Source organism: Rhodococcus sp. NPDC054953 (genome assembly GCF_053609225.1).
The window spans coordinates 1-25526 of record NZ_JBSGXD010000023.1; the positions used below are offsets into that span (position 1 = coordinate 1).

A 25526-nucleotide genomic window follows, 5' to 3' on the forward strand; every position below is an offset into this window, starting at 1 on the left:
GGTGCTCTCGGACCCGGACCAGCGCCGCGCACTGGTCGACGTCGCCTCCGAGGTGGTCGCCGAGTACGACTGGCCGGTGGTCGCCGAGCAGATCCTGCGGGTGTACGAGACCGTGACCGTCGGCGCCCAGCCCGTGCGGGTGGAGGCCTGATGACCCTGTCCGCCACCACGATCCTGGTCGTCGCCCTCGTCGTCGCGGTCCTCGTCGCGATCGGGGTGTGGGCGTACGGCACCGCGAATCGGCTGGACCGCCTGCACGTCCGCTCCGACCTGTCCTGGCAGGCACTCGATTCGGCGCTGGCCCGCCGGGCCGTCGTCGCACGGGCCGTCGCCGCGGCGGTGGTGCCGACCGGGTACGCGTTCGGGTCGGCGCCGCCGCCGGAGCTGGGCGGGCAGCGGCTGCGCGAGCTGGCCGACCGCGCCGAACGGGCGGACCGGGCGGACCGGGAGTCCGCCGAGAATCAGTTGTCGGCGGCGTTGGCCGCGGTGCCCGGGCAGGCCCTCGCGCCGCAGCTGGTGGCGGAGCTCGCCGACGCGGAGGCGCGGGTGCTGATCGCGCGCCGGTTCCACAACGACGCGGTCCGAGACACCCTCGCGCTGCGCACCCGGCGGCCGGTGCGCTGGCTGCATCTCGGCGGAACCGCACCGCTGCCCACCTATTTCGAGATCGCCGAACGCACCACCGCGTCGGCCGGCGCCGGGCAGGGCGTCGACGAGATGCGGACCTCGGCGCGGGTGGTGCTGGTCGACGACGACGGCCGGGTGCTGCTGCTGCGCGGGCACGACCCGCAGGTGCCGGACGTGCACTTCTGGTTCACCATCGGCGGCGGCGTCGAGTCGGGGGAGAGCCTGCGCGGCGCCGCGGTCCGCGAGGTCAGGGAGGAGACCGGGCTCGTCGTCGCCGCCGACGAACTGCGCGGCCCGATCTGGCGCCGGGTGGCGGTGTTCCCGTACGACGGCGACGTGATCCGATCCGAGGAGCTGTTCTTCGCGCTGCGCCGGACCGCGTTCACGCCGCAGCGCGGCGGCTTCACCGAGCTGGAGCGGCGCGCGATCTCCGGGCACCGGTGGTGCAGCCCGGACGACATGCGGGCGGTCGCGGCGGGCGGCGAGGTGGTCTATCCGGAGGACCTGCCCGACCTGGTCGCGGAGGTGCACGCGGTGCTCGCCCGGCCGGGTGAGCCCGAGGTCCGGTCCATTCGCTGAGGCACTAGGATCGTCTTCACGACCGGCGGGGGGCCGAGCTTCGAGCCCGCGTCCGGGACGGTTCCGAGTGAGAAGCCACTACCGATGGAGTTTGCCGTGAGCACCCCCGATACCGCCCCCACAACTGGTACCGCCCGCGTCAAGCGGGGGATGGCCGAGATGCTCAAGGGCGGCGTCATCATGGACGTCGTCACTCCCGAGCAGGCCAAGATCGCCGAGGACGCGGGCGCTGTCGCGGTGATGGCGCTCGAGCGCGTTCCGGCCGACATCCGCGCGCAGGGCGGCGTGTCCCGGATGTCGGACCCGGACATGATCGACGGCATCATCTCCGCCGTGTCGATCCCGGTGATGGCCAAGGCCCGGATCGGGCACTTCGTCGAGGCGCAGATCCTGCAGTCCCTCGGCGTCGACTACATCGATGAGTCCGAGGTGCTCACCCCGGCCGACTACGCGAACCACATCGACAAGTGGAAGTTCACCGTCCCGTTCGTGTGCGGTGCCACCAACCTCGGCGAGGCGCTGCGCCGGATCACCGAGGGCGCGGCGATGATCCGCTCCAAGGGCGAGGCGGGCACCGGCGACGTCTCCAACGCGACCACCCACATGCGCACCCTCGGCGCGGAGATCCGGCGTCTCGGGTCGCTGAGCGAGGACGAGCTGTACGTCGCGGCGAAGGAGCTGCAGGCACCGTACGAGCTGGTTGTTGAGGTCGCGAAGGAGGGCAAGCTGCCGGTCACGCTGTTCACCGCGGGCGGCATCGCGACCCCCGCGGACGCGGCGATGATGATGCAGCTCGGCGCCGAGGGCGTGTTCGTCGGCTCCGGCATCTTCAAGTCCGGCAACCCCGCCGAGCGGGCCGCGGCGATCGTGAAGGCCACCACCTTCTTCGACGACCCGGACGTGCTCGCGAAGGTCTCCCGCGGCCTCGGCGAGGCGATGGTCGGCATCAACGTCGACGAGATCCCGCAGCCGCACCGGCTCGCCGAGCGCGGTTGGTGAGCTGACTGCATTCGCAGGCCGAGGGCGGCCCCTGACACAGCCGCACCGGCTCGCCGAGCGCGGGTGGTGACCCACCGCTGATTCCCCACACGGCCCCGCATCGGAAGGCGAGCGCAGCGACGCGCGTCGTGCACCGATGCGGGGCCGCGTCGTTGCTAGGTTGAGCGGCATGTCGTCGATCGAAGAGATTCTCGAACTCGAGCAGCTCGAGAAGGACATCTTCCGCGGGATCGTGGCGGAGACGATGCTGACCCGCACGTTCGGCGGCCAGGTGGCCGGTCAGGCGCTGGTGTCCGCGGTCCGGACCGTGGATCCGGCGTTCCGGGTCCATTCGCTGCACGGCTACTTTCTGCGGCCGGGAAACCCGACCATTCCGGCGGTGTTCCTGGTGGACCGGGTGCGCGACGGACGGTCCTTCTGCACCCGCCGGGTCACCGGGGTGCAGGACGGTCAGGCGATCTTCACGATGTCGGCCTCGTTCCACGTCGGGGACGTGGGGATCGAGCACGGCGACACGATGCCGCCGGTGCCCGACCCCGACGAGTTGCCGGACACGGCGCTGTCCCTGGAGGAGCTGTCCTGGGAGTTCCGGGAGTGGGCCGACTGGGACCTGCGGTTCGTGCCGCAGGAGGTCATCACCCGCCGCCCCGGGGTGCCCGCCCAGCAGCAGGTGTGGTTCCGCTACCGGCGGACCCTGCCCGAGGACCCCGTCTTCCACATCTGCACCCTCGCGTACATGTCGGACATGACGCTGCTGGGGTCGGCGCAGGTGCCGCACGCCGGTGTCCGCATCCAGCAGGCGTCCCTGGACCACGCCCTGTGGTTCCTGCGCCCGTTCCGGGCGGACGAGTGGCTGCTGTACGACCAGTCGTCCCCGTCCGCCGGTTTTGGGCGGGCACTGACGCAGGGCCGTATTTTCGACCGGTCCGGCACCATCGTCGCCGCCGTCGTGCAGGAGGGCATGACCCGCCTCATGCGGGACTGAGCCGCAGCCGCACCCGGCACACCACGGCGTCGGTGTTGCGGCGCAGCGCGCGATCGAGGTCGGCGCCGTTCCCGGTCGGCAGGATCCGCTGCCAGGCGGCTGCCGGCTCGACCTCGCCGATGACCACGACGACCCGCCGTCCGGCGAAGTGTTCGGTGATGTACCGGGTCAGCGGCGCGGCGACCCCCTCGGTGCCGCCGTCGATAAGGTCGAGGCGGACACCCGGATGCCAGGCCTCCCACGCCCGGGTGAACGCGCTCGGGGACTCACCAGCCGGGCAGACCCGGACCGCGACGACGTCGCCGCCGAACGCGAGTGCGGTGTCGATCGACTCGCGGCTCAGTTCCGAGACCTCCGCGACGGGGACGACCACGATCGTGCCCGCCCGGCGGGTGGGCGGGCCCGGGACCTCGCCGCGATGCAGCCGCACGCCGAGGGCCGTGTAGGCGGCCCGCACCCGGCCCATCGCCAGGACCAGCGCGGGCAGCGCGACCACGATCAGCCAGGCGCCCTCGGTGAACTTCATCGCGGTGGTGACGAGCGCGGCGGCGGCGGTGGTCGTTGCGCCGAGCCCGTTGAGGGCCGCCCGCCACCGCCAGCCGCTGCTGCGCACGGTCACCCAGTGCCGGACCAGCCCGGCCTGGGCCAGGGTGAACCCGACGAACACCCCGATCGCGAACAGCGGAACGAGGGCGTTCATGTTGCCGCGGGCAGCGACGACGAGCACCGCGGCGCAGCCGCCGAGCGCAAGCACCCCGTACCGGTACACCTCGCGGGCCGAGCGGACCGCGAACCGGTGCGGCAGGTAGTGGTCGTCGGCGAGCAGCCGGAGCAGGGTGGGCAGGCCGCCGTAGGAGGTGTTGGCGGCGAGGGCGAGCAGCACGACGGTGGCGAACTGCACCACGTAGTAGCCGATCCCGCGGCCGAGTGCGGCCTCGGTGAGCTGCGCGAGCACCGTGCTGCCCTCGACCGGGTGCAGGGAGAACTTGCCGATCAGGACGGCGAGGCCGATCAGCATGGTGCCCAACAGGATTCCCAAGGCGACCTCGGTTCGCTGCGCGGTCCGCACCCGCGGCTCGCGGAAGCTGGGCACCGCGTTGGCGATCGCCTCGACACCGGTCAGTGCGGCGCAGCCGCTGGAGAACGCCTTGAGCAGCAGCAGCACGCCCACCGCCTGGACATTGGTGGCGACGGCCTCGCCCTCGGCGACGCTCAGCGGCTCCGTGCGCAGCAGGCCCGCCACGATAACGACGGCGATGCTCGCGACGAACACCACGGTCGGGAGCATGAACGCGCGGGCGCTGTCGGCGATGCCGCGCAGGTTCAGCGCGGTGACGGCGACGACGACGGCCAGGCAGATCCACACGGTGTGGGGGAGCAGGGCGGGCACCGCGGAGGTCAGTGCGGCGACGCCCGCCGCGACCGACACCGCGACGTTGAGCACGTAGTCGATCACCAGCGACGACGCGGCCACCAGCGCGGAGCGGTCGCCGAGCCGGGCCCTGGCCACCGCGTAGGCGCCGCCGCCGTTCGGGAACGCGGCAATCAGCTGCCGGTAGGACGCCACCAGCAGCGCGAGCAGCGCGGCGATCGCGAGCGTCACCGGGAGGGTGAACCCGAGCCCGACCCCGCCCGCGGCGGCGAGCACCAGCACGATTGCCTCCGGCCCATAGGACACCGACGCCATCGCGTCCAGGGACAGGCCCGCGAGGCCGGTGGGCACCGACAGCCGGTGCCGTTCGGGCGGCTTCGCGGCGGGGTCGCGGGGCTTCCGGATCAGCAGCGTGGAGGTCATGCGGCGAGTCTCGGCCGGTCCGCCGCGGATCCCGACGATCTTGACGATGACCTGACGGCGGTGGCCGCGGTGTTGACGGGACCGGTCGATCGGGGGATCAGCCGCCGGTCATGCTGCGGCCCGTCACCGCATGCATCGCGGCGCCCGGGCCGAGCATCGACCGACATGCCCGTCGGTATCGCCAACACCGGTCCGTATTCTCGACCCGTGCAGACGAGCCTCGACACCGCCGACCGACCCGCCGCCCCCGTCCCCACCGCGCCGCGGGTCGGCGTGCTCGCCCTGCAGGGGGACGTGCGCGAACACCTGGCCGCGCTGCGGGCCTCCGGGGCCGAGGCCATCACCGTCCGGCGCGCTGAGGAACTCGCGGGCGTGGACGGGCTGGTGATCCCCGGCGGCGAGTCGACGACGATGAGCCGTCTGCTCGTGGTGTTCAACCTGCTCGAACCGCTGCGGGCCCGGCTTCGCGCTGGCATGCCCGCCTACGGGTCGTGCGCTGGCATGATCCTGCTCGCGTCGGAGGTGCTCGACACCCGCCCCGACGCGCACTGCCTGGCCGGGCTCGACATCACGGTGCGCCGCAACGCCTTCGGTCGTCAGGTCGACTCGTTCGAGGAGGACCTCGACGTCGCGGGCGTTGCGGGGGAGCCGATGCGGGCGGTGTTCATCCGCGCGCCGTGGGTGGAGCGGGTCGGGGCGGGGGTCGAGGTGCTCGCCACCGTCCCCGACGGACCGGCCGCGGGCCGGGTGGTCGCGGTGCGGCAGGGTCCGGTGCTGGCGACGTCGTTCCACCCCGAGGTGACCGGAGACCGCCGCATCCACGAGCTGTTCGTCGGCATGGTTCGCCAGGCCAGGGTGGACCGCGGGTAAACTGGCGCTACTGTGTGCTTCCCGCCGTGGCCGCCGCGCCGCCGCGGGCGCACCCACACACCCCGCACCACGACAACCAACGGGAAGAGGGAATTCACGTATGAGCGGCCATTCCAAATGGGCCACCACCAAGCACAAGAAGGCCGTGATCGACGCCAAGCGCGGCAAGGCCTTCGCGAAGCTGATCAAGAACATCGAGGTTGCCGCGCGCACCGGCGGTGGTGACCCGGCCGGAAACCCGACGCTGTACGACGCCATCCAGAAGGCGAAGAAGACCTCGGTCCCCAACGACAACATCGAGCGGGCCCGCAAGCGTGGCGCAGGCGAAGAGGCCGGCGGCGCCGACTGGCAGACGATCATGTACGAGGGCTACGGCCCGAACGGTGTCGCGGTGCTGATCGAGTGCCTCACCGACAACCGCAACCGCGCCGCCGGCGAGGTGCGCACCGCGATGACCCGCAACGGCGGCAACATGGCCGACCCGGGATCGGTGTCGTACCTGTTCACCCGCAAGGGTGTCGTGGTGCTCGACAAGGCGGGCCGCTCCGAGGACGAGATCCTTGAGGTGGTGCTGGAGGCCGGCGCCGAGGAGATCAACGACCTCGGCGAGCAGTTCGAGGTGGTTGCCGAGGCCGGTGACCTGATCGCGGTCCGCACCGCCCTGGTCGACGCGGGCATCGACTACGACTCCGCCGACCCGGACTTCCGCGCCTCCGTCGAGGTCCCGGTCGACGCCGACGGGGCCCGCAAGGTGTTCAAGCTCGTCGACGCGCTCGAGGAGTCCGACGACGTGCAGAACGTCTACACCAATGTCGACGTCTCGGACGAGGTGCTCGCCGAACTCGACGCCTGAGTCGGGCCGTCCCGGCCGGGGTCGTGTTGGTCCCGGCCGGTGTCGGTGCCCGCGCCTATACTCTCGAACAGCTGTTCGCAGTGGCTGTGAGTTTTGTCGAGAGGTGGGCGCGTGCGGGTGATGGGTGTCGACCCGGGTCTGACGCGGTGCGGTATCGCACTGGTCGAGTCCGGGCGCGGGCGGCAGGTGACCGCGCTCGACGTCGACGTGGTGCGCACTCCCGCGGACATGGACCTGGCGATCCGGTTGAACGCCGTCTACGACGCGGCCTGTCACTGGATGGACGTGCACAGCCCCGAGGTCGTGGCGATCGAGCGCGTCTTCGCGCAGCATCAGGTGTCGACCGCGATGGGGACCGCCCAGGCCGGCGGTGTCATCGCGTTGGCCGCCAGCCAGCGCGGCGTGCCCGTCCGGTTCCACACCCCCTCGGAGGTCAAGGCGGCGGTGACCGGCAACGGGCGCGCGGACAAGGCGCAGGTCACCGCGATGGTGACCCGGATTCTCGGTCTCCAGCAGGCGCCCCGGCCCGCGGACGCCGCCGATGCGCTCGCGCTGGCCATCTGCCACTGTTGGCGGGCGCCGATGATCGAGCGGATGGCACGTGCCGAGGCGGCCGCCGCCGACCAGAAGCGACGGTACGAGGCGCGCCTCGCGGAACTGAACAGGTCCAGGGTGAAGAAGGCAGGTACACGATGATCGCGTCCGTCCGTGGTGAGGTGCTCGAGATCGCCCTCGACCACGTGGTCCTCGAGGCGTCCGGTGTCGGGTACCGGCTGAACGCCACCCCGGCGACCATCGCGACGCTGCAGCGCGGCACCGAGGCGCGACTGGTCACCGCGATGATCGTCCGCGAGGACTCGATGACCCTGTACGGATTCCACGACACCGAGTCGCGGGACCTGTTCGGGCTGCTGCAGACGGTGTCCGGTGTCGGCCCGCGGCTGGCGATGGCGATCCTCGCGGTCCTCGAACCGGAGGCGCTGCGCAAGGCGCTCGCCGAGGGCAATGTGTCGGCGCTGACCCGGGTTCCGGGGATCGGGAAGCGGGGCGCCGAGCGGATGGTCGTCGAACTGCGGGACAAGGTCGAGGCGGTCCCGGTGGCCCCCGGATCCCCCACCTCCGCGCCCGCGGCAGGCCCGATCCGGGACCAGATCGTCGAGGCCCTCGTCGGGCTCGGATTCCCGCTGAAGCAGGCCGAACCGGCGACCGATTCGGTCCTTGCCGCGGACCCCGACGCCGACACGTCGCGGGCGCTGCGCTCCGCGCTCGCGATGCTGGGTAAGACCCGGTGACCGGGTTCCCCGACGACGCGGGCTACCCCGACGACGACACCTCCCCGGTCACCGCCGAACTCGTTGCAGGCGACGGGGACGTCGAGGCGAGCCTGCGCCCGACGTCGCTGACCGACTTCATCGGCCAGCCGCGGGTCCGAGAGCAGCTGCAGCTGGTGCTGGCCGGCGCGAAGCTGCGCGGCGGCACCCCGGATCACGTCCTGCTGTCCGGTCCGCCCGGACTCGGCAAGACATCGATGGCGATGATCATCGCCGCCGAGCTGGGCACCTCGCTGCGCCTGACGTCCGGCCCCGCGCTGGAACGGGCGGGGGACCTGGCCGCGATGCTGAGCAACCTCGTCGAGGGCGACGTGCTGTTCATCGACGAGATTCACCGCATCGCTCGGCCCGCGGAGGAGATGCTGTACCTGGCGATGGAGGACTTCCGCGTCGACGTCGTCGTCGGCAAGGGCCCCGGCGCCACCTCCATCCCGCTTGAGGTCGCCCCCTTCACGCTCGTCGGTGCGACCACCCGGTCCGGCGCGCTGACCGGACCGCTGCGGGACCGGTTCGGGTTCACCGCACACATGGACTTCTACGATCCGCCCGAGCTGCAGCGAATCCTGTTGCGCTCGGCCGGGATTCTCGGTGTCCGGCTCGGTGAGGAGGCGAGCGCGGAAATCGCGGGCCGATCCCGCGGCACGCCGCGCATCGCGAACCGACTGCTGCGCCGGGTCCGCGACTTCGCGGACGTCCGCGCGGACGGGGTCATCACCAGGGACGTCGCGCGGGCCGCGCTCGCCGTCTACGACGTCGACCAACTCGGCCTCGACCGGCTCGACCGCTCGGTGCTCAGCGCCCTGGTCCGCAGCTTCGGCGGCGGACCGGTCGGGGTGTCGACGCTGGCGGTCGCGGTCGGGGAGGAACCCGGCACCGTCGAGGAGGTGTGCGAACCGTTCCTGGTACGCGCCGGTCTCGTCGCCCGGACCCCGCGGGGCCGGGTCGCGACGGCAGCGGCCTGGGAGCAGCTCGGATTGACGCCGCCCCCGGAGGCGGCGACCGGCGGAATAGAGGTGCGTGTGAACGAACCACAGCAGGCGCCGTGGGAGTAATGGCACACTGGTGTACTGCGCCGGTCCGCACGGGACCGGTCGCGCCGACAAACCTCAAGGACTGACTTCAACGATGGAATTGCTGTTCCCGCTCCTCATCCTCGTCCTGCTGGTGCCGATGTTCCTCGGCATCCGCCGCCAGAAGAAGGAGATGGCGAAGACCGCAGAACTGCAGGATTCGCTGAACGTCGGTGACCGCATCATGACCACCGCGGGCCTCTACGGCACCGTCGCCGCACTGGGTGAGACGACCGTCGACCTCGAGATCGCGCCGGGCGTCGTGACCACCTGGGCGCGCATGGTGATCCGGGAACTCGTCACCGAGGACCAGGACAACGCCGCCGCCGACACCGACGACTCGACGGTCGAGGAGACTCCCGAGCAGACTCAGCGCCGCCTCGATCAGGAATGATCTGATCGTCCCCGCTGCCGAGTGACCGCACTCGGCAGCGGTCGCGTGCGAGGCGGGCAGTCCGCACCCAGCTACTAGGAGAACTACGGATCGTGGCATCACCCAGCGGAGCCGTCCGGCCTGCGCGTTCGCTCGTGATCTTCGGGCTGATCGTCGCCGTGCTGTATGCGCTCGTCTTCTTCACCGGGGACAAGTCCCCGACCCCGAAGCTCGGCATCGACCTGCAGGGCGGGACCCGGGTCACCCTCACCGCACGCACCCCGGACGGCAGCACGCCGAGCCAGGACAGCCTGCGGCGGGCCCAGGAGATCATCGAGACCCGCGTCAACGGGCTCGGTGTTTCCGGCTCCGAGGTGGTCATCGACGGTGACAACCTGGTGATCACGGTGCCCGGTGACGACAGCGCCCAGGCCCGCACGCTCGGTCAGACGGCCCGCCTGTACATCCGCCCGGTGCTCGGTTCGCAGGTGTCGGCGAACACCCAGGCGCAGTCCGGTCAGGCCCCCGCGGCGGAGTCCCCGGCCCCGGCGCCCGCTCCGGCCACCGATGACCCGGCCACCGATGTCCCGGCCCCGCAGAACCGCCCGTTCCCCGCGCAGGAGCCCGACGTCCCCGCGACGGACACCCCGGAGCCCGAGGCGCCGGCACCCGCCGCCGAGACCCCGGTCGCGGACGAGGCCGACGAGGCCGCCGCGGAGATCGCGGCAGCGAAGGCGACCCGGCAGAGCACCGACCCGGCCGTGCAGCAGCAGGCGATGGCGTCGCTGGACTGCTCCGCCGCCGACCCGCTGCAGGGCAACGACGACCCGGCGCTGCCGCTGGTCGCCTGCTCCACCGACGGCACCACCGTGTACCTGCTCGGCCCGAGCATCATCGACGGCCAGGAGATCTCGGACGCCACCTCGCAGTTCAACACCCAGCAGGCCCGGCACGAGGTCAGCCTCACCTTCAAGTCCGGTGGCAGCTCCACCTGGGCGCAGTTCACCGCGGCCAACATCGGCAAGCAGGCCGCGTTCACCCTCGACTCGAAGGTCGTCAGCGCACCCGTCGTGCAGGGCGCGACCCCGGCGGGCAGCGCCACCTCGATCACCGGTGATTTCACCGCAACCACCGCGAAGGAACTCGCGAACACCCTCAAGTACGGTTCGCTGCCGCTCTCGTTCCAGGCGTCGGAGGCCGAGACGGTGTCGGCGACCCTCGGACTGGCCTCGCTGCAGGCCGGCCTGATCGCGGGCGCGATCGGTCTGATCCTGGTGCTGCTGTACTGCCTGATCTACTACCGCATGCTCGGCATCCTGACCGCGCTGTCGCTGGTCCTGTCCGGGCTGCTGGTCTACGCGATCATGGTGCTGCTCGGCCGCTACATCGGGTTCACCCTCGACCTCGCGGGCATCGCCGGTCTGATCATCGGCATCGGCATGACGGCCGACTCGTTCGTCGTCTACTTCGAACGCATCAAGGACGAGATCCGGGAGGGTCGCAGCTTCCGGTCCGCGGTGCCGCGCGGCTGGGCACGGGCCCGCAGGACCATCCTGTCCGGCAACGCGGTCAGCTTCATCGCGGCGGCGGTGCTGTACGTGCTCGCCGTCGGTCAGGTGCGCGGCTTCGCGTTCACCCTCGGCCTGACGACCATCCTCGACGTCATCGTGGTGTTCCTGGTGACCCATCCGCTGGTGCACCTGGCGTCGAAGTCGGCGTTCTGGTCGAAGCCGAGCGTCAACGGCCTCGGTGCCGTCAGCCAGGTGGCACGCGAACGTAAGACGGCGGTCGCCGCCTCGCAGGCGAAGGAGTCCTGAACATGAGCAACAACACGGACATCTCCGACGGCGCCGTCGACGAGGCGACCCTGCCCCGGCACGGTCTGCTGTCCCGGCTCTACACCGGCACCGGCGCGTTCGAGGTGGTCGGCAAGCGCCGGGTCTACTACGCACTGGTCGCCGCCGTGGTGGCCATCTCGCTGCTGAGCATGATCTTCCGCGGATTCTCGCTCGGCATCGACTTCGAGGGCGGGTCCCGCATCCAGTTCCCGGCGGCGACGGGGGCGACGACCGAACAGGTCGAGGCGGTGTACTCGGAGGCGCTCGGCCAGGATCCGGTGTCGGTGCAGACCGTCGGCGCCGGGGACAGCGCCACCATTCAGATCCGGTCGGACGCGCTCGACGCGCGGCAGACCGTTGAACTGCAGAACGCCCTGTTCGACGCCTTCCAGCCGGAGGACAAGAACGGCGAACCGAGCAAGAACGCGATCAGCGTCGCCGACGTCAGCGAGACCTGGGGCAGCCAGATCACCAAGAAGGCGCTGATCGCGCTGCTGGTGTTCCTGGTGATCGTCAGCATCTACATCGCGATCCGATTCGAGCGGGACATGGCGATCGCGGCGATCATCGCGCTGTTCTTCGACATGGTGGTCACCGCGGGCGTGTACTCGCTGATCGGTCTTGAGGTGACCCCGGCGACCGTCATCGGCCTGCTCACCATCCTCGGCTTCTCCCTGTACGACACCGTCGTCGTCTTCGACAAGGTGGAGGAGAACACCCGGGGCGTTCTGCACACCACCCGCCGCACCTACGGGGAGCAGGCGAACCTCGCCGTCAACCAGACGCTGATGCGCTCGATCAACACCACCGTGATCAGTGTGCTGCCGGTGATCGGTCTGCTGGTCGTCGCGGTCTGGCTGCTCGGCGTCGGCACGCTCAAGGACCTCGCGGTCGTGCAGCTGGTCGGCATCGTGGTCGGCGCCTTCTCGTCGATCTTCTTCGCGACGCCGCTGCTGGTGTCGATCAAGGAGCGGTGGGGGCCGGTTGCCGCGCACACCAGGAAGGTGCACGCGCGCCGGGCGGAACGATCCGGCGGGTCGGCCCCGGTTTCGGGGGCGGCACTGGCAGGCTCGACCGGGGTGCTGCCGACGCCGCGGCCCACCGGCGCTGCCCCGAGGCCGGGTGCACGGCCGACCGGGAAGCGCGACAAGAAGAGGTAGAGCGACATGCGCAGCAGTGCCGTCCGGAACCGGATCGCGGTGGCCGCCGCCTGCGCGCTGGTCGGGGCCAGCGCCGCGTGTTCGACGCAGGAGGACCAGGTCCCCTCGATCGGGTATGCCGTCGACAACGTCGTCAGCACGTACAACGCGAACACCGTCGCCGGCGCCGCCGACGGTGCGCGGCAGGCGTTCGTGCGGGTGCTGACCGGCTTCAGCTACCTCGGCCCGGAGGGCACCGCCCTGTCCGACGGTGACGTCGGCTCGATGCTGACCGCGCCCGGCGACACCCTGACCGTCGCCTACCGGATCAATCCGGACGCCGTCTACTCCGACGGTGTCCCGGTGACCTGCGACGACATGGTGTTGGCCTGGGCTGCGGGCAGTGGACGGTACCCGCAGTTCCACGCGGCAAGCCGGGCAGGCTACGCGGACATCGACCGGGTCGACTGCGCGCCGGGCGGCAAGGACGCGACGGTCGTGTTCAAGCCGGGCCGCGCGTTCGCCGACTGGCGCGGGCTGTTCGGGGCGACCGCACTGATGCCCGCGCACGTGGCGGGACGGGTCGCGAACGTGCCCGACGTCGTCGGCGCACTCAACGGCGGCGACACCGAAGCGATCGGCAGGCTCGCCGAATTCTGGAACACCGGCTGGGCCCTCACCCCGGGACCGGCGGACCCGGCGCTGTTCCCGTCGTCGGGGCCGTACCGGTTGGACTCGGTCGGCCCGGACGGCGAGGTGGTCCTCGTCGCCAACGACAAGTGGTGGGGGAACAAGCCGGGCACCGACCGGATCGTGGTGTGGCCGAAGAACTCCGACCTTCCCGCGCGGCTGTCCGCCGGTGAACTCGACGTGATCGACGTCGGCGCGGGCTCGATCGACGGGCTGGCCCCGGGGGACGGCTTCACCACGACCACCGCGCCGTCGCGCAGCAGCGAGCAGTTCGTGCTCGCGACCGGCGGGGTGTTCGGGTCGGCGGACGCGCGGCGCGCGTTCGCGTCGTGCGTGCCGCGGCAGAGCCTGTTCGACGAGTACGGCCACCCCGGCTTCGACATCGCGTCCGGGCTGGGATCGGGTGTGCTGAACTCGCGGATCGCGCAGCCGGACATGCTGATCTATCCGACCGCGGCGGGCGTGGTCGGAGACCGCTACCTGCAGCCCGACGTCGACGCCGCGCGGTCCGCCCTCGCGGCGTCGGGTCAGGGGCCGATCACCGTCCGGGTCGGCTATCTCGCCCCGGATGCGCGCCGCGCGCAGATCGTCGCCGACGTCGCCGCGGCGTGCGCGCCTGCCGGGATCACCGTCGAGGACGCGGGATCGCCGGACTACACGCCGGGCGCGCTCGGCGCGGGACAGGTCGACGCCGTGCTCGGCGGGACCGGGTCCGCGCAGGGCGCGGCGGGACTGGACTCGGTGGTGCCGCCCGCGTATTCGCTCGCGGCGGGGAACGGCACCAACATCGGCGACTTCCGCAACGGCCGGGTCACCGAGATCGCCGACCAGTTGGCGGTCGACACCGCCGAGGGCAGCCGGCTGAACCTCACCACGGAGGCCGAGAACATTCTGTGGACCGAGATGCCGTCGCTCCCGCTGTTCGCGGCGCCGCGCGCCACCTCGATCGCCGCGGGGATGCACGCGGCGGTACCGAACGCGACCGTCGCCGGGGCCGGGTGGAACATGGACCGGTGGATACTTCTCCGGTGAGCACCGACCGAACCGACCTGGCGTCCGCCGACGTCGCCCGCCTGATCCGCTGGGTGGATGACTTCCCCGAGCCAGGGGTGCGGTTCGCGGACCTGACCCCGGTGTTCGCCGACGCCGCCGCGTTCCGGGACGTGGTCGATGCGATGGCCGCGCTCGCGGACGGCGTCGACCTGGTCGCCGGCATCGACGCCCGCGGCTTCCTGCTCGGCGCAGGCGTCGCCCGGGCACTCGACGCCGGGGTGCTCGCGGTCCGGAAGGCGGGCAAGCTGCCGCCGCCGGTGCTGTCGCAGTCCTACGGGCTCGAGTACGGCACCGCGACGCTGGAGATCCCGGCGGACGGCATCGACCTGCGCGGGCGCCGGGTGCTGGTGATCGACGACGTCCTCGCGACCGGCGGCACCCTCGGTGCCGCGGCGGAGCTTCTCGAGGCGGCGGGTGCCGTCGTCGTCGCGATCGCGGTGGTCCTCGAGATCGAGGGGCTTCGCGGACGCGGTCGCCTGCCGGACCGCCCGCTGACCTCGTTGCTGCGGGTCTGAGGGCTAAAGTTGGTGCGGGTGAGCAGTTCGAATCGGTAGGGAGGTGACGGATGTGACGCAGAACCTCGACAGGTCCGGGTCCGGGGGTACGACGCCGAACGACGCGTCCGCGCAGGCGGTTCCGACCTCGGCGTCGCGTCGCGTCCGGGCCCGGCTGGCCCGCCGGATCACGGCACAGCGCAACACCACGATCAGGCCGGTGCTCGAACCGCTCGTCGCGATCCACCGCGAGCTGTACCCGAAGGCGAACCTCGCCACGCTGCAGCGCGCCTACGACGTCGCCGAGGAACGGCACGCGCACCAGAAGCGCAAGTCCGGCGACCCGTACATCACCCACCCGCTCGCCGTCGCGACGATCCTCGCCGAACTCGGCATGGACACCACCACCTTGATCGCGGCGCTGCTGCACGACACCGTCGAGGACACCGGCTACTCGCTCGAGCAGCTCACCGGCGACTTCGGGGAGGAGGTCGCGCACCTCGTCGACGGGGTCACCAAGCTGGACAAGGTGGTGCTCGGTCACGCCGCCGAGGCGGAGACCATCCGCAAGATGATCATCGCGATGGCCCGCGATCCGCGGGTGCTGGTGATCAAGGTCGCCGACCGCCTGCACAACATGCGCACGATGCGGTTCCTGCCGCCGGAGAAGCAGGCCCGCAAGGCTCGCGAAACACTGGAAGTGATTGCGCCGCTTGCGCATCGGCTGGGTATGGCGACCGTCAAGTGGGAGCTGGAGGACCTGTCCTTCGCGATCCTGCACCCGAAGAAGTACGAGGAGATCGTGCGGCTGGTCGCGGACCGCGCGCCGTCCCGGGACACCTATCTGGCGAAGGTGCGGGCCGAGATCAACGCGACCCTGTCCGCGTCCCGGATCAGCGCGACCGTCGAGGGCAGGCCCAAGCACTACTGGTCGATCTACCAGAAGATGATCGTCAAGGGCCGCGACTTCGACGACATCCACGACCTGGTCGGCGTCCGGATCCTGTGCGACGAGATCCGGGACTGCTACGCGGCGGTCGGTGTCGTGCACTCGCTGTGGCAGCCGATGGCGGGCCGGTTCAAGGACTACATCGCCCAGCCCAGGTACGGGGTGTACCAGTCGCTACACACCACCGTCATCGGCCCGGAGGGCAAGCCCCTTGAGGTGCAGATCCGCACCCGCGAGATGCACCGGACCGCGGAGTTCGGCATCGCCGCGCACTGGCGGTACAAGGAGACGCGCGGCAAGCACGGCTCCGACACCGCCGAGGTCGACGACATGGCGTGGATGCGTCAGCTGCTGGACTGGCAGCGGGAGGCCGCCGACCCGGGCGAGTTCCTCGAATCGCTGCGCTACGACCTCGCGGTCAAGGAGATCTTCGTCTTCACCCCGAAGGGCGAGGTGATCACGCTGCCCGCCGGGTCGACCCCGGTCGACTTCGCGTACGCGGTGCACACCGAGGTCGGGCACCGGTGCATTGGCGCCCGCGTCAACGGCCGCCTCGTCGCGCTCGAACGGACCCTGGAGAACGGTGAGGTCGTCGAGGTGTTCACCTCGAAGGCCACGAACGCCGGACCGAGCCGGGATTGGCAGACGTTCGTGGTGTCACCGCGGGCGAAGGCGAAGATCCGGCAGTGGTTCGCGAAGGAACGCAGGGAGGAGGCCCTCGAGGCGGGCAAGGAGGCCATCGCCAAGGAGGTCCGGCGGGGCGGGCTGCCGCTGCAGCGGCTGCTCAGCGCCGAGTCGATGACCGCGATCGCGCATGAACTGCGGTACGCCGACGTGTCCGCGCTGTACACGGCGGTCGGCGAGCACAACGTCTCCGCGCAGCACGTCGTGCAGCGCCTCGTCGCGCAGCTCGGCGGCGTCGGCGCGGTGGAGGAGGAACTCGCCGAACGGTCCACGCCGTCGACGATGCCGATGCGGCCGCGGCGCGGCACCGACTCCGGTGTCCTGGTTCCCGGCGCGGAGGGCACCGTTGCGAAGCTCGCGAAGTGCTGCACCCCGGTGCCCGGCGACGAGATCATGGGGTTCGTCACCCGCGGCGGCGCGGTCAGCGTGCACCGTACCGACTGCACCAACGCGTCGTCGCTGCGCGGGCAGTCGGAGCGGATCATCGAGGTGCAGTGGGCGCCGTCGGCGTCGTCGGTGTTCCTGGTCGCGATCCAGATCGAGGCCCTCGACCGGCACCGGCTGCTCTCGGACGTGACGAAGGCCCTCGCCGACGAGAAGGTGAACATCCTGTCGGCGTCGGTGACCACCTCGGGGGACCGGGTCGCGATCAGCCGGTTCACCTTCGAGATGGGCGACCCGAAGCACCTCGGGCACGTGCTCAACGTGGTCCGCAACGTCGAGGGCGTGTACGACGTTTACCGGATGACCAGCGCGGCCTGAACGCGATCGGCTCGGTTCAGGCCGCGCGGCGTCACTCAGCCGACGGTGGCCGTCTCGATCTGCACCGGGGTGTTCGGCTTGCCGCCGCCCGCGGACATCGACCCGTCGTCGCCGGCCGCGGCGACCTTCTCGACGGTGGCGAGGCCCTCGTCGGAGATGGTGCCGAAGACGGTGTACTGCGGCGGCAGCACCGAGTCCGCGTACACCAGGAAGAACTGGCTGCCGTTGCTGCCCGGCTGCCCGGAGTTCGCCATCGCCACCGTGCCGCGGGGGTACCGCATCGGCTGCTGCCCGGCCGGGTCGTCCGCGCCGTACACGGTGGTCGGGTACTCGTTGTCGAAGCCGTAGCCGGGTCCGCCGGTGCCCTGCCCGGTCGGGTCGCCGCACTGCAGCACCTGCAGCCCGGGGCTGGTGACCAGCCGGTGGCACGGGGTGTCGTCGAAGTAGCCCTGCTCGGCGAGCGACACGAACGAGTTGACCGTGCACGGGGCCTCCGCGCGGTCCAGGGTCAACCCGATCGGGCCCTGCGAGGTGGTCAGGGTGACCGCGGCCGTCCCCACGGTCGAGACGTCCGTCGTCGCGGGCGGCTGCACCGGCTTCGCGGCCTGCCGCGACGTCGACGGGTACTCGCAGGACACCGTCGACGCTGCCGCCGCCGGGACCGCGGGCAGCGCCGGGTACACCGACATGTCCACCTCCGGCTGCGCCGTCCGGGCCGCGGCCGACGTCGTCGACGCGGCGGCGTCGGTTCCGGTGTCGTCGGACGAGCAGGCGACGGCGGTCAGCGCGAGGCCGACGCCGGCCGTCGCGGCGAGGGTGCGGATCAACGGGGTACGCATCATGCGGCCACCGTAGCCGTCTGGATCTGCACGGGGGTGTTGGGCTTGCCGCCGCCCGCGGACATCGAGCCGTCGTCACCGGCGGCGGCGATCTTCTCGACGGTGGCGAGGCCCTCGTCGGAGATGGTGCCGAAGACGGTGTACATCGGCGGCAGCGGGGAGTCGTCGTACACCAGGAAGAACTGGCTGCCGTTGCTGCCGGGCTGGCCGGTGTTGGCCATCGCGATCGTGCCGCGCGGGTAGGTCACCGGCTGGTCGATCGTCGGATCCTCCGGGCTGTACTGGTCGGTGGGGAACTCGTTGACGAAGCCGTAGCCCGGCCCGCCGGTGCCCTGCCCGGTCGGGTCGCCGCACTGCAGGATCTTCAGGCCGACGGTGGACAGCCGGTGGCAGGGGGTGTCGTTGAAGTAGCCCTGCTCCGCCAGCGAGACCATGCTGTTGACCGTGCACGGCGCCTTCGCCCGATCCAGGTTCAGGCCGATCGGCCCCTGGTCGGTGGCCAGGTCCACGGTGACGGTGCCCTCGGCGGAGACCGCCGTCGCGTTCGGCACGGTCGCCTGCTTCGCCGGGGTCTGCCCGTCGGGAATGTAGGTGCAGTCGACGGTGGCGGGCAGCGCCTCCGCGCGGGCGGTGGGCAGCGCGCCCGGCGTTGGCTGCTCGGTGGGTTCCTGACCGGCGTCGGCGGCGGTGTCGACGGAGTCGTCGGAGCGGGTCAGCCCGAACACCACCGCACCCGCCGCGACCACGACGACGGCGCCGAGGACGGACACCGCGATCGTCATCCGCTTGCGTTTGCGTTCCCGCTCCGCCCGTCGCTCGAGCTGTCGCTCCAGCTTGCGTTTCGCTGCCTGGCGACGCTGCTCATTGCTTGGCACTGCTGGCTACCTCCGGATCTGGACCCACACGTGCGGCGCCGGTTTCGGCGCCGAATTTGTCGGTGACCGAGTCTGCCACCCGAACCTGTGAAACGGCGCCGCTGTCGTAACACATAGGCTGTGCGGCGGACCTGTCCCATCACCTCGAGGAGCGATTGCCGTGCTCGTCACCGGATTCCCGGCCGGCGCCTTCCAGACGAACTGCTACATCCTCGCGCAGGACGGCGCGAGCGAGTGCCTCGTCGTCGACCCCGGACAGAACGCGGCGGAACCGCTGATCGAGTTCCTCGGCGAGCAGTCCCTGACCCCCGCAGCGGTGCTGCTCACGCACGGGCACCTCGACCACACCTGGTCGGTGCAGCCGGTGTGCGAGAAGTTCGGGATTCCCGCCTACATCCATCCCGAGGACCGCTACATGCTGTCCGACCCGCTGCGCGGCACCGGTGCAGCGCTGTCCGCGATGATCGGGGACGCCGAGTTCCGGGAGCCGTCCGAGGTGATCGACCTCGCGGACGGCGACGTCCTCGACCTCGCGGGCATCACGATCACCGTCGACCACACCCCCGGCCACACCCAGGGCTCGGTGGTGCTCCGCACGACGGTCGGCACCGAGCACGGCGTTGTCCCGCTGGCCTTGACCGGCGACACCCTGTTCGCCGGGTCGATCGGCCGCTCCGACCTGCCCGGCGGCAACCATGAGCAGCTGCTCGCGTCGATCGCCGCCAAGCTGCTGATCCTCGACGACGCGACCGCGGTGCTCCCCGGCCACGGCGGCGCGACATCGATCGGGCAGGAGCGGGCGTCGAACCCGTTTCTGGTTGGACTGTCCGGGTAGCGGTAGGGAAAAGTAGGCATCGTGAGCAAGTCCAGTAACAGCGCGTTCTCTGCCCCCAAGGGCGTCCCCGACTACGTGCCGCCGGTGTCGGCGGAATTCGTCGCCGTCCGCGACGGGCTGACCCGGCCCGCCCGGCTCGCCGGGTACGGCCACATCGAGCTGCCGATCTTCGAGGACACCGGCCTGTTCGCGCGCGGTGTCGGCGAATCCACCGACGTGGTCAGCAAGGAGATGTACACCTTCGCAGACCGCGGTGACCGGTCGGTGACGTTGCGGCCGGAGGGCACCGCGGGCGTGATGCGCGCCGTCATCGAGCACGGACTCGATCGCGGGCAGCTGCCGGTGAAGCTGAGCTACGCGGGCCCCTTCTTTCGGTACGAGCGCCCGCAGGCGGGCCGCTACCGGCAGCTGCAGCAGGTGGGGGTCGAGGCGATCGGTGTCGACGACCCGGCCCTCGACGCCGAGGTGATCGCGATCGCCGACGCCGGCTTCCGCGGGCTCGGGCTCGACGGGTTTCGGCTCGAGATCACCTCGCTCGGCGACGACACCTGCCGCCCGCAGTATCGGGAGCTGCTGCAGGAGTTCCTGTTCGGGCTCGACCTCGACGAGGACACCCGGCGGCGCGCGGAGATCAACCCGCTGCGGGTCCTCGACGACAAGCGCCCGCACATCAAGGAGCTGACCGCCGACGCACCACTGATGCTCGACCACCTGTCGCAGGAGGCGAAGGCGCACTTCGACGAGGTGCTGGCGCACCTGGACGCGCTGGGCGTGCCGTACACGATCAACCCGCGGATGGTGCGCGGACTCGACTACTACACGAAGACGACGTTCGAGTTCGTGCACGACGGCCTCGGCGCGCAGTCCGGGATCGGTGGCGGCGGACGCTACGACGGCCTGATGGCGCAGCTCGGCGGACAATCGTTGTCCGGCATCGGGTTCGGACTCGGTGTCGACCGCACGATCCTCGCGTTGCAGGCGGAGGGCAAGACGGCGGCGACGCCCGCCCGCTGCGAGGTGTTCGGCGTGCCCCTCGGCGCCGAGGCGAAGGGCACGCTGGTGGTCATCGCCGCGCAGCTGAGGTCCGCGGGCATCCGCGTCGACCTCGCCTACGGTGGGCGCGGCGTCAAGGGCGCGATGAAGGCCGCGGACCGTTCCGGCGCGAAGCTTGCCCTCGTCCTTGGCGAGCGGGACATCGAGGATGGGGTGATCGGCGTCAAGGACCTGGCGACCGGGGACCAGCGTCAGGTGTCGCTCGATGCCGTTGTCGCCGAGGTGGGTTCGGTCCTTGCCGGCAGCTGACGGCGGGTCGGTCGACCTGGACCTGGTGCCAGCGCGCCTGATCACGCCGCGGCTGCGCCGGCTGGCGGTGTTCGCGTTCCTGCTGGGGGTGGTGGTCGGTGCGATCGTCGGTGTGTTCACCTCGGTCGCCGTCGGCGCCCTCGTCGGGTCGCTGCTCGGTGTTCCGACCGCGCTGTCCGCGTTGGCCGCGACCCGGCGCCGAACATCGATGACCGACACGGTGATTCATGCCCACTCCGGTCTCCGCGCGGTGTCCGTCGACGTCGCGCGGGCGGTGAGCGCGGAACTGCTGGTGCGCAGCGGCCGGGTGTCACAGGTCGCGCTGCGGGTAGGGGACGGCGACCGCCGGGTCACCGTCCCGCTGGCGCTGTACACCGCCGACGGCGGCCGCGAGCTCGAGGTGCTGCCGCTGCGCGCGCTGGCCGACGGGCTGGTGTCGGGGGAGCTGGCGCCCGCGGTCGCGATGTCCACGGTGCTGATCGCGCAGCTGCGGGCCGAGGCCCGCGGGGCTGGCCTGGAGGAGCGGCCGCTGTACCGGGCCGTGCAGCTCGCCAGGGAAGCGAACCGCGTCCCGCAGACGATCCTCACCGACGAGGAGGTCGTGCGGCTCACCGACTGATCGGTGTGCCGCACGAGCTCTCGTCGGTGGGCGGCGGCAGGGTCAGAGCGCGATCAGCGCCGTGCTGAAGAACAGTGACTGCGTGAACAGAACCCAGTCGTTGATGATGTGGGCACCGATCGACACCGTCAAGTTCTTGGTGCGAATGTAGGCCAGCGTCAACACCAGTCGGGCGCCGCCGATGACGATGAGCGCTTGGGCGAAATTCCAGTCGTAGGTCGGCAGGTGCGCGGCTCCAAACCACACCGCGCTGATCAGCCACGCGAGCACGATGGCCGTCGTGCGCGGCAGCTTCCCCTTCGTGACGAGGAAGTACAGCAGCGCGAGGAACGGGATGATCGTGAACAGTTCCTCGCCGACCAGCTGGATGCCGGTGCCCGCGTAGAACGCAACGTAGTCGAGGGCGCCCCAGCCGTCGGAGCCGTCGACGGCGGGATTCTCGGCGGTCCCGAACAGGGCCTTGACGATCAGGGCGAGGATCGAGGTGACGACCAGGTTGAGGACGGCGAACCCGATCATCGTGCGCACGTCGGCGCCGTTCACCTTCCGGAACAGCGCCTTCCACTGGTCGCGAGCCAGGTACGCCAGTGTGCCCAGCGGGATCGCGACGAACAGGATCCGCGGTAGCAGGGCGACGAGGGGAGTCGACTGGGGGAGGGTGACCAGGGCAGCGAACCCGACGGCGACCGAGATCCACAGCAGGATCCACTGCTGCACGGTGAAGCCGACCGGGACGCCGGTGTAGTAGGGGAAGTCCTTGCCGTCGCGGCGCTCCACAAGTTTGCCGAACCGGTCGCTCGGGGCGGCGTGGCGGACGGGTGCGGGGCGAGCACTCGATGGGTCGCTCACGGATGTGCCTCTCGTCCAAGGGATGTGTCGGCTACATCATCACGGCTCACGCCTCATAATCGGGTGACCGTCCCGCCGTGTCCGCCACCGCGTCGGGCGCGGCGAGCCGGTCGAGCACCGCGGACAGCCGGTGCATTGCCTGGAGTGTGCTAGCCAGCTCGTCCGGGTCGAGCTCCCGCGTCAGCCGCCGCGCGAATGCGCGGTGTGCCGGGTCGATCCGGCGCACCGCCCGGCGGCCCTCCTCGGTGGCCGCCACCAGTTTGGCGCGGCGATGGGCCGGGTTTGGCCGGTACTCGGCGAGACCGCGGTCCACGAGCAGGTTCGCGATCCGCTGCACCGCCTGGCGGGTGATGCCCATGTCGCGGGCGATGTCGGCCACCGGCTGGGGCCGCGGCAGTACCGCGCCGAGGACCTGCCACCAGGCGGCGGTGAGGCCGACCGGTCGCGTCAGGTCCTCGGCGACGGCAAGGAACTGCCCGTTGAGGCGGAACGACGCCAGCGCGAGGCCACTGAGGAGCTGTTGGTGGGGGAGCTCAGTCACCGGTTGGCCAGCGCGTAGAAGCCTGCCGGGTCGCGCAGGCCGTATAGGGCGAACCAGGCGTCGAGCACGTCGGGCTCGTACAGGTCGAGGCGGCGGAAGATCTCCCGCGCGAAGTGGACCGGTGCGGTGCCCGACGCGGTGATCAGGTCGCGGTCGGTGACCGCGGGTTCGTCCCGGTAGCGGGATCCGCCCGCGTAGCCGACGCCGTCGAGGAATTCGGCCGCGTTGCTGGTGTGGGCGTGCTCGTCGAGGAGTCCGGCGAGGGCGAGGCCGCCCGTTGCGCCGCAGATCGCCGCGACGGGGACGCCCGCCCGCAGGAACTCGCCCGCCTTCTCCGCGAACGGCGTGAACGTGTCGGTGTTCCAGATGTTGTTGCCCGCGAGGATCAGCATCGCGCTGCCGCGCGGGTCGAGGTCGTCGAGGGTGGTGTCGGGCAGCATCCGCAGGCCGCCGGTGGAGGTCACCGGTGCGGTGGTCGCGCCGACGGTGGCGACGGCGTACCGGCCGGGGGTCTTCTGCCATTCCGGATTGTTGATGTGGTCGATGGCGTAGCCGATCTCCCAGTCGACGAACGTGTCGTAGAGGGCGACGTGCACGGTGTCAGTCATGACAACAGACTGTCAATATGACAAGGCGTTGTCAATAGTGTTGGGTGTTGGGTGTTGGGTGTTGGGTGCTGGTCGGGTCAGAACGGTGCCGGCTCCTCGCGGGCGGTGGGCCGGGTCGGGTCCGTGAGGTCGACCTCGATCGGCGTCGCCGGGACGACGACGGACGGGCCGGGTCGCGGGTGGGCGTCGATGACGTAGCGGAGGTCGGCCTCCACCCCGCGGCCGTGGTGCGGGTCGAAGAGTCGGTCGAGGGTGAGCGGGTCGGTGAGGGTCAGGCCGTACGACTCGGCGAGGTTGCGGTCGGCGGCGCCCACGGTCGCGGTGTCGTCGCTGAAGGCGCCCGCGGGGTCCGTGGTCGCGAATTCCCCGGTCGGGGCGGTCCATTCGAGCCGGCCGCCGCCAAGTTGTCGAACCGTCCAGAGTCCGCTCGTCTTGAGGCGGTGGTGGCGCCGGCACAGGCAGGCGAGGTTCTGCTCGACGGTGCGGCCGCCGCGCCCGGGGTCGGCATGGTCGAAGGGGACGGTGTGGTCGAGGTCGCAGGTAGCGGCGCGGGCGCTGCAGCCGGGGAACCGGCAGGTGCCGTCGCGGGTCCGCACGATCTCGGCGAGGCGCGCCGAGGGGCGATAGGTCAGCTGCTCGCGGCGGTGCGCGGTGCGTTCGCGAATCGCGGTCGGGGTGATTCCGGCGGCGCGCAGGGCGCGCCCGATCCCGACGACGGCACCGTGCGGGAGGCTGCCCGCGCGGCGGCGGGCGAGCCAGGCATCATCGGAAACCGGTTCGGGCGCAGGGGTGTCCGGCGGGTGGAATGGCTCGCCGCGGTCGGGTGCGGGTTCCGGCGTCGGTTCGGTCCCGGTGTGTCCGCAGAGGGCGTCGAGGATCGCCTCGCGGTCGGCGTCGGTCAGGGTGAGGACCCGCCGCCAGGTGCCGTCGGCGGACAGCTCGCGTGCGAGGTCCGCGTCGATCCAGCCGTGCCCGGCCAGATACCCGGGGAGATCGTCGAGGCTGAGGAGGGTGGTCAGGTTCACGCCGACATGGACGGTGGTCGGGGGCAGCGGCCGCGCCGTGAACGACGGTGCTGCGGCGTGATGCGTCGGTGTGGTGCACTCGCTGCTCGTTCGGCCGGCGGCGGTGCAGTCGGTGCGGCCGCAGCGGCAGTCTAGGTACGGACTGTCGGTGGCGAGGGCGAGTAGGGCGTCGGCGCGGCGCTGCGCGAAGCTGCGGGGATCGTCGGCGCAGACGTCGAAGCACATCGACCGCAGTCGCATTGCGATGATCTGCCCGGCGGGGCCGGGGAGGGTGCCGTCGACGGTGCACGTCCCGTCCTCATTGGCGTGGAACCGGATGTCGCGATCGGCCTCGGCCTGCTGCCTGCGGCGTGTTGCCGCATCGGGATCGTGGCGGGCGATCAGGCGGCGCGCCTTGGCCCGCAGCTTCGTGGTGTTCAGGGTGTCCGACCCATCGAGGAGTAGTCGCTCGATGTGGTCCACCCGGTCCAGGGAGACGTTGGTGAGGGCGTCGGAGATGGTCTGCGCGCGGGCCTGGTCGATGGCTCCCGCTGCGAATGCGGCTGAGGTGGCGTGCAGTCGCCAACGCAGGTCGACGCCGAGGCCGATCACCCGGTGCGCGGTCGGCTCGGTCCACCGATAGACCAGGCCGACCTCCGCGGCGGCGAACTCGCCCTGGAATGCGTCATTGCAGCCCCGCTTCGCATCGGCCGCGCACCGCGCCAGGTAGACGGTGGCGACGGCGTCGACCTCGAGGAACTGTGCCCGCGCGATCGCCGCGTGCTGCTCGCGGAGTACCGCCGACCACTCGACCTCGGGAACGCCGGCCAGAACCCCCGACGCCGGTGCCGAGTCTCGCGGTGTCGCGTCGTCCCGCGGTGTCGAGTCTCGCTGTGTCGAATCCCCCGAATCGAACATGCGTACGAGTGTAGCGGGAGGTGCGCCTCGGGTCGAGGCTGCTTC

24 protein-coding genes and 1 pseudogene are annotated in these 25526 nt (G+C 71.2%); 18 read left to right on the forward strand and 7 right to left on the reverse strand.

The window, feature by feature from the left end; all coding sequences use genetic code 11:
- From ACWF62_RS15665 to ACWF62_RS15680, 4 genes and pseudogenes are all read left to right on the forward strand, one after another.
- Window positions 1-151: pseudogene (locus tag ACWF62_RS15665) on the forward strand (alpha-(1-2)-phosphatidylinositol mannosyltransferase); the annotation flags it as partial.
- The gene (locus ACWF62_RS15670; protein WP_378506223.1) at window positions 151-1206 is read left to right on the forward strand and encodes an NUDIX hydrolase; all 1056 of its coding nucleotides are present in this window, start codon (window positions 151-153) and stop codon (window positions 1204-1206) included. The pseudogene ACWF62_RS15665 and the gene ACWF62_RS15670, both read left to right, overlap by 1 nt.
- Window positions 1207-1290: 84 nt before the next feature.
- A complete protein-coding gene (gene pdxS / locus ACWF62_RS15675; protein WP_378506224.1) occupies window positions 1291-2205 on the forward strand; it encodes a pyridoxal 5'-phosphate synthase lyase subunit PdxS in 915 nt (304 codons plus the stop codon).
- 169 nt (window positions 2206-2374) lie between these two features.
- Window positions 2375-3190, forward strand: a complete 816-nt coding sequence (locus ACWF62_RS15680) for an acyl-CoA thioesterase (protein ID WP_378506225.1) — start codon at window positions 2375-2377, stop codon at window positions 3188-3190.
- Here the strand turns inward: ACWF62_RS15680 and ACWF62_RS15685 are convergent.
- Complete coding sequence (locus ACWF62_RS15685; RefSeq protein WP_378506226.1) at window positions 3177-4985, reverse strand: APC family permease; 1809 nt, start codon at window positions 4983-4985, stop codon at window positions 3177-3179. The two genes, ACWF62_RS15680 and ACWF62_RS15685, sit on opposite strands and share 14 nt — an antisense overlap.
- A gap of 273 nt (window positions 4986-5258) precedes the next feature.
- Here ACWF62_RS15685 and pdxT point away from each other — a divergent pair, with 273 nt between their 5' ends.
- From pdxT to ACWF62_RS15740, 11 genes are all read left to right on the forward strand, one after another.
- Complete coding sequence (pdxT, locus tag ACWF62_RS15690) at window positions 5259-5855, forward strand: pyridoxal 5'-phosphate synthase glutaminase subunit PdxT (protein WP_452630585.1); 597 nt, start codon at window positions 5259-5261, stop codon at window positions 5853-5855.
- A 100-nt stretch (window positions 5856-5955) separates the two neighbouring features.
- Window positions 5956-6708, forward strand: coding sequence for a YebC/PmpR family DNA-binding transcriptional regulator (locus tag ACWF62_RS15695; RefSeq protein WP_452630579.1), 753 nt, complete (start codon window positions 5956-5958; stop codon window positions 6706-6708).
- Between the two features lie 111 nt (window positions 6709-6819).
- Entirely contained in the window at window positions 6820-7404 is a 585-nt protein-coding gene (gene ruvC / locus ACWF62_RS15700) for a crossover junction endodeoxyribonuclease RuvC (protein WP_378506228.1), read from the forward strand.
- The gene (gene ruvA / locus ACWF62_RS15705) at window positions 7401-8000 is read left to right on the forward strand and encodes a Holliday junction branch migration protein RuvA (protein ID WP_378506229.1); all 600 of its coding nucleotides are present in this window, start codon (window positions 7401-7403) and stop codon (window positions 7998-8000) included. Before ruvC ends, ruvA begins: the two co-directional genes overlap by 4 nt.
- A complete protein-coding gene (gene ruvB, locus ACWF62_RS15710) occupies window positions 7997-9091 on the forward strand; it encodes a Holliday junction branch migration DNA helicase RuvB (RefSeq protein WP_378506230.1) in 1095 nt (364 codons plus the stop codon). Before ruvA ends, ruvB begins: the two co-directional genes overlap by 4 nt.
- A gap of 73 nt (window positions 9092-9164) precedes the next feature.
- Entirely contained in the window at window positions 9165-9503 is a 339-nt protein-coding gene (gene yajC, locus ACWF62_RS15715) for a preprotein translocase subunit YajC (protein WP_378506231.1), read from the forward strand.
- A gap of 92 nt (window positions 9504-9595) precedes the next feature.
- The gene (gene secD, locus ACWF62_RS15720; RefSeq protein ID WP_378506232.1) at window positions 9596-11299 is read left to right on the forward strand and encodes a protein translocase subunit SecD; all 1704 of its coding nucleotides are present in this window, start codon (window positions 9596-9598) and stop codon (window positions 11297-11299) included.
- 2 nt (window positions 11300-11301) lie between these two features.
- A complete protein-coding gene (gene secF / locus ACWF62_RS15725; RefSeq protein WP_378506233.1) occupies window positions 11302-12480 on the forward strand; it encodes a protein translocase subunit SecF in 1179 nt (392 codons plus the stop codon).
- Window positions 12481-12486: 6 nt separating this feature from the next.
- Window positions 12487-14181, forward strand: a complete 1695-nt coding sequence (locus ACWF62_RS15730) for an ABC transporter substrate-binding protein (RefSeq protein WP_378506234.1) — start codon at window positions 12487-12489, stop codon at window positions 14179-14181.
- Window positions 14178-14717 (forward strand): adenine phosphoribosyltransferase, encoded by a 540-nt coding sequence (locus ACWF62_RS15735; protein ID WP_378506235.1) that lies wholly within the window; start codon window positions 14178-14180, stop codon window positions 14715-14717. Before ACWF62_RS15730 ends, ACWF62_RS15735 begins: the two co-directional genes overlap by 4 nt.
- 52 nt (window positions 14718-14769) lie before the next feature.
- Window positions 14770-17091, forward strand: a complete 2322-nt coding sequence (locus ACWF62_RS15740; protein WP_378506236.1) for a RelA/SpoT family protein — start codon at window positions 14770-14772, stop codon at window positions 17089-17091.
- A gap of 35 nt (window positions 17092-17126) precedes the next feature.
- Here the strand turns inward: ACWF62_RS15740 and ACWF62_RS15745 are convergent, their stop codons facing one another.
- Both ACWF62_RS15745 and ACWF62_RS15750 read right to left on the reverse strand, forming a co-directional pair.
- The gene (locus ACWF62_RS15745; RefSeq protein ID WP_378506237.1) at window positions 17127-17933 is read right to left on the reverse strand and encodes a peptidylprolyl isomerase; all 807 of its coding nucleotides are present in this window, start codon (window positions 17931-17933) and stop codon (window positions 17127-17129) included.
- The gene (locus ACWF62_RS15750; protein WP_378506238.1) at window positions 17930-18805 is read right to left on the reverse strand and encodes a peptidylprolyl isomerase; all 876 of its coding nucleotides are present in this window, start codon (window positions 18803-18805) and stop codon (window positions 17930-17932) included. Before ACWF62_RS15750 ends, ACWF62_RS15745 begins: the two co-directional genes overlap by 4 nt.
- Window positions 18806-18965: 160 nt before the next feature.
- Between ACWF62_RS15750 and ACWF62_RS15755 the strand changes: the two genes are divergently transcribed.
- From ACWF62_RS15755 to ACWF62_RS15765, 3 genes are read left to right on the forward strand one after another with little or no spacing between them, the layout of a single operon-like run.
- A complete protein-coding gene (locus ACWF62_RS15755; RefSeq protein ID WP_378506239.1) occupies window positions 18966-19640 on the forward strand; it encodes an MBL fold metallo-hydrolase in 675 nt (224 codons plus the stop codon).
- A 21-nt stretch (window positions 19641-19661) separates the two neighbouring features.
- On the forward strand, window positions 19662-20942 hold the full coding sequence (gene hisS, locus ACWF62_RS15760; RefSeq protein WP_378506240.1) for a histidine--tRNA ligase: 1281 nt from the start codon (window positions 19662-19664) through the stop codon (window positions 20940-20942).
- Entirely contained in the window at window positions 20929-21561 is a 633-nt protein-coding gene (locus tag ACWF62_RS15765; RefSeq protein WP_378506241.1) for a hypothetical protein, read from the forward strand. Before hisS ends, ACWF62_RS15765 begins: the two co-directional genes overlap by 14 nt.
- 42 nt (window positions 21562-21603) lie before the next feature.
- Here ACWF62_RS15765 and ACWF62_RS15770 read toward each other — a convergent pair whose 3' ends face one another.
- The 4 genes from ACWF62_RS15770 to ACWF62_RS15785 all read right to left on the reverse strand — a co-directional run bounded on the left by ACWF62_RS15770 (window position 21604) and on the right by ACWF62_RS15785 (window position 25481).
- Window positions 21604-22410, reverse strand: a complete 807-nt coding sequence (locus ACWF62_RS15770) for a CPBP family intramembrane glutamic endopeptidase (protein ID WP_378506242.1) — start codon at window positions 22408-22410, stop codon at window positions 21604-21606.
- 46 nt (window positions 22411-22456) lie between these two features.
- Window positions 22457-22951, reverse strand: coding sequence for a MarR family winged helix-turn-helix transcriptional regulator (locus ACWF62_RS15775; RefSeq protein ID WP_378506243.1), 495 nt, complete (start codon window positions 22949-22951; stop codon window positions 22457-22459).
- Window positions 22948-23559 carry a DJ-1/PfpI family protein gene (locus ACWF62_RS15780; RefSeq protein WP_378506244.1) on the reverse strand — a complete coding sequence of 204 codons (612 nt, stop codon included), beginning with the start codon at window positions 23557-23559 and terminating at the stop codon, window positions 22948-22950. The genes ACWF62_RS15775 and ACWF62_RS15780 overlap by 4 nt, the downstream gene beginning before the upstream one ends.
- 77 nt (window positions 23560-23636) lie before the next feature.
- Entirely contained in the window at window positions 23637-25481 is a 1845-nt protein-coding gene (locus ACWF62_RS15785; protein WP_378506245.1) for an HNH endonuclease signature motif containing protein, read from the reverse strand.
- Window positions 25482-25526: the final 45 nt, after the last annotated feature.

Coding starts and splice junctions, on each gene's coding strand:
- ACWF62_RS15670 (WP_378506223.1), top strand. CDS start 151: ATGACCCTGTCCGCCACCACGATCCTGGTCGTCGCCCTCGTCGTCGCG.
- pdxS (WP_378506224.1), top strand. CDS start 1,291: ATGGAGTTTGCCGTGAGCACCCCCGATACCGCCCCCACAACTGGTACC.
- ACWF62_RS15680 (WP_378506225.1), top strand. CDS start 2,375: ATGTCGTCGATCGAAGAGATTCTCGAACTCGAGCAGCTCGAGAAGGAC.
- ACWF62_RS15685 (WP_378506226.1), bottom strand. CDS start 4,985: ATGACCTCCACGCTGCTGATCCGGAAGCCCCGCGACCCCGCCGCGAAG.
- ACWF62_RS15695 (WP_452630579.1), top strand. CDS start 5,956: ATGAGCGGCCATTCCAAATGGGCCACCACCAAGCACAAGAAGGCCGTG.
- ruvA (WP_378506229.1), top strand. CDS start 7,401: ATGATCGCGTCCGTCCGTGGTGAGGTGCTCGAGATCGCCCTCGACCAC.
- yajC (WP_378506231.1), top strand. CDS start 9,165: ATGGAATTGCTGTTCCCGCTCCTCATCCTCGTCCTGCTGGTGCCGATG.
- secF (WP_378506233.1), top strand. CDS start 11,302: ATGAGCAACAACACGGACATCTCCGACGGCGCCGTCGACGAGGCGACC.
- ACWF62_RS15730 (WP_378506234.1), top strand. CDS start 12,487: ATGCGCAGCAGTGCCGTCCGGAACCGGATCGCGGTGGCCGCCGCCTGC.
- ACWF62_RS15745 (WP_378506237.1), bottom strand. CDS start 17,933: ATGATGCGTACCCCGTTGATCCGCACCCTCGCCGCGACGGCCGGCGTC.
- ACWF62_RS15780 (WP_378506244.1), bottom strand. CDS start 23,559: ATGACTGACACCGTGCACGTCGCCCTCTACGACACGTTCGTCGACTGG.
- ACWF62_RS15785 (WP_378506245.1), bottom strand. CDS start 25,481: ATGTTCGATTCGGGGGATTCGACACAGCGAGACTCGACACCGCGGGAC.